The organism is Variovorax sp. 20P10.2.4 (genome assembly GCF_058244205.1).
Window position 1 is genome coordinate 1 of sequence record NZ_JBZAYE010000859.1, and the last position, 2,537, is coordinate 2,537.

The window sequence follows — 2,537 nt, forward strand, 5'->3', positions numbered from 1 at the left end:
GCGGGCTTCAAACTGGTGCTGCCCGACGCGGCCCAGCGCCGCACCCTCGATGCCGCGATCTTCGGGCCGCTGGCCCGCGGCGAGGCCGGCCGTGACGAGGGCCTGATGGTCTCGACCTTGTGCAACGCGCTGGTTGCACGGGGCGCCGAGGGCGTGGTGCTGGGCTGCTCCGAACTGAGCCACGCCAGGCCCTGGCTGCGCTGCCGCGCACCGATCTTCGATGCGACCGAGATCCATGCGCGCGCCATCGTGCGCGAGATGCTCCGCACCTGATTTTTTTCCTTCCCTTCGTTCATTCCATCGCCAGAAAGAGAGACACCGCATGCAGACCGCCGAGTTCCCGCTGCCCTTCGTCAATGCACCGTACAGCCGCGCGCTGTTCGACGACGACTGGATCTTCGTCTCGGGCACCATCGGCATGGACTACGACACGCAGCAGCTCGCCGAGAGCGCCGAGGACCAGACCCGGCTGATGATGCGCAACATCGAGCGCTACCTCGCGGCCTGCGGCGGGCGGCTCGACCAGATCGTCAACTACACCTTGATCATCGCGGGCGCCGAGCACCTGGGCGCGGTGGTGCGTACGTTGTCCGAAGTGCTGCCGACCAAGCCCACCGGCACCGCGATGCTGGCCGGCATCGCGGTGCCCAAGGCCTGGGTCGAGATGCAGGTGATCGCGCGCAAGAGCCACGGCGCCGGCGGAGGCGCGCGGTGAAGACGCCGCTGCTGCGCGCGCTGGCGTGCGGTGCCGTGGTGGCAGGCGCGATCGCGGCCTGCGGTGGTGACGGCGGCGGAGGCGGTTTTCTGCCCGGCCCTGTCGGCGGCAATCCTCCTGCAACGCCGGACAAGTACAGCGCGGAAGTTCGCTGGACACAGTACGGCCTGCCGCATGTGAAGGCCGCTGACTACGCGGGCCTGGGCTATGGCTACGGCTATGCGGTTGCGCGCGACCATCTGTGCCTGCTGGCCGACCGCGTAGTCACGCTGCGCGGCGAGCGGTCGGAACGCTTCGGTCCCGACGGCGCATCGCTGGTCGCGTTCCTGCAGACCTCGAACTTGAACAGCGACCTGTTCTACCGCGTGCAACTGTCCGACGAGGAGGTTGAGGCCGCATGGCGCGATCTCTCGGCCGATGCGCGCGGCCTCGCCGAGGGCTATGCGGCCGGTTTCAACCGCCGGCTGCGCGACCTCGGCGCCGAGGCCGCCACCACCGCCTGCCAGGGCGCGGCGCCGCCGCAGATGCGCGCCAGCGACGTGGTGCGTGCCACGATGCAGGTCAACTCGCTGTGGAAGGCGCTGGCCGTGGCGCCCTATGCCGCGGCCTCGACCTGGGACCAACTGGGCGCGCCCGCCGTCGCCAGGGCCGCCGAAGACCGTCCGCCCGCCCAGCGCATGGCGAGCAATGCCTGGGCCTTCGGCGCCGAGGCCACGGGCACCGGTGCATCGATCATGGTCGCGAACCCGCACACGCTGTGGCGGGGCCATTGGCTGCTGATGCACCAGATGCACCTGAGCATCCCCGGCGAGATCGACGTGATGGGCGCCGATTTCCTGGGCCTGCCGCTGCCGCTCTCGGGCTTCACGCAGCACCTGGCGTGGAGCATCGAGGCGCCGTCGACCGTGACCTATCCGTTGCTGATCGCGCTCGACGTGCGCGCCGGCGACAAGCCCTCGTACACGGTCGACGGCCAGCGCCGCGACCTCGGCATGAAGCGCGTGGCGCTGCGTGTGCGCCAGGCCGATGGCAGCGTGGCCACGCAGCAGCACGAGCTGCCCGTGTCGCACCTCGGGCCGCTGTACCGGCTGCCGGCCGATGGCGACCGCGCCGCGGGCTGGTATGCGATCACCGACCCCAGTATTGCGAACGCGCGCGCGCTGGACCAGATGCTCGCGGTCGCGAAGGCGCGCGACATCGCGGGCTTCGAGCAGGCGGTGGCCAGCAACCGCGGCATCACCGCCCACCTGATCGCGGGCGACAGCCAGGGCCGCGCGATGTACATCGAGTCGGGCCCGCTGCTGGACATCGACGATACGGCGCTGCGCGGCTGTGCCACCGTGCCGCCGCCCGACGACATGACGGTGCCGGCTGCGCTCGATGGCCGCCGCCGTGCCTGCGCCGTGCGCGATGCGCAGGGCCGGCCGAAGCTCGCGCCCGCGAGCCGCATTCCGGCGCTCGCCACGCGCGGCATCGTGCAGAACGCGAACGACAGCTACAGCCTGTCGCTGGTGGGGCAGCAGCTCGACGGCTATTCGCTGCTGCTCGGCAGCCCGAAGGCACCGCCCGGCCTGCGCACGCTGATGTCGCAGCGCCAGATCCAGGAGGGCCTGCGCGATGGCCGCATCGACAGCGCCGAGGCGCTCGGCATGGTGTTCGACAACCGCAACTACCTGGCGGAAACCACGCTCGACGCGGTGCTCTCGGCCTGCGCGGGCGCGAAGGGCGATGCGCAAGTGCAGGCGGCCTGCGCCATCCTCTCGGCCTGGGACCGGCGCCACGACGTGGACAGCCGCGGCGCGTTGCTGTTCCATGAGCTGGG

Annotated in this window: 3 protein-coding genes; all 3 read left to right on the top strand. The window is 70.9% G+C overall.

Annotation, left to right across the window (positions count from 1 at the left end):
* The coding region (locus AC27VN_RS38605) for an aspartate/glutamate racemase family protein (RefSeq protein ID WP_490880088.1) at window positions 1-273 on the top strand (273 nt) is incomplete at its 5' end.
* Between the two features lie 49 nt (window positions 274-322).
* Window positions 323-715 carry a Rid family hydrolase gene (locus tag AC27VN_RS38610; RefSeq protein ID WP_296786936.1) on the top strand — a complete coding sequence of 131 codons (393 nt, stop codon included), beginning with the start codon at window positions 323-325 and terminating at the stop codon, window positions 713-715.
* Window positions 712-2,537, top strand: a 1,826-nt coding sequence (locus AC27VN_RS38615; RefSeq protein WP_490880089.1) for a penicillin acylase family protein, incomplete at its 3' end; no start/stop codon positions are given. The genes AC27VN_RS38610 and AC27VN_RS38615, both read left to right, overlap by 4 nt.

Coding starts and splice junctions, on each gene's coding strand:
- AC27VN_RS38610 (WP_296786936.1), top strand. CDS start 323: ATGCAGACCGCCGAGTTCCCGCTGCCCTTCGTCAATGCACCGTACAGC.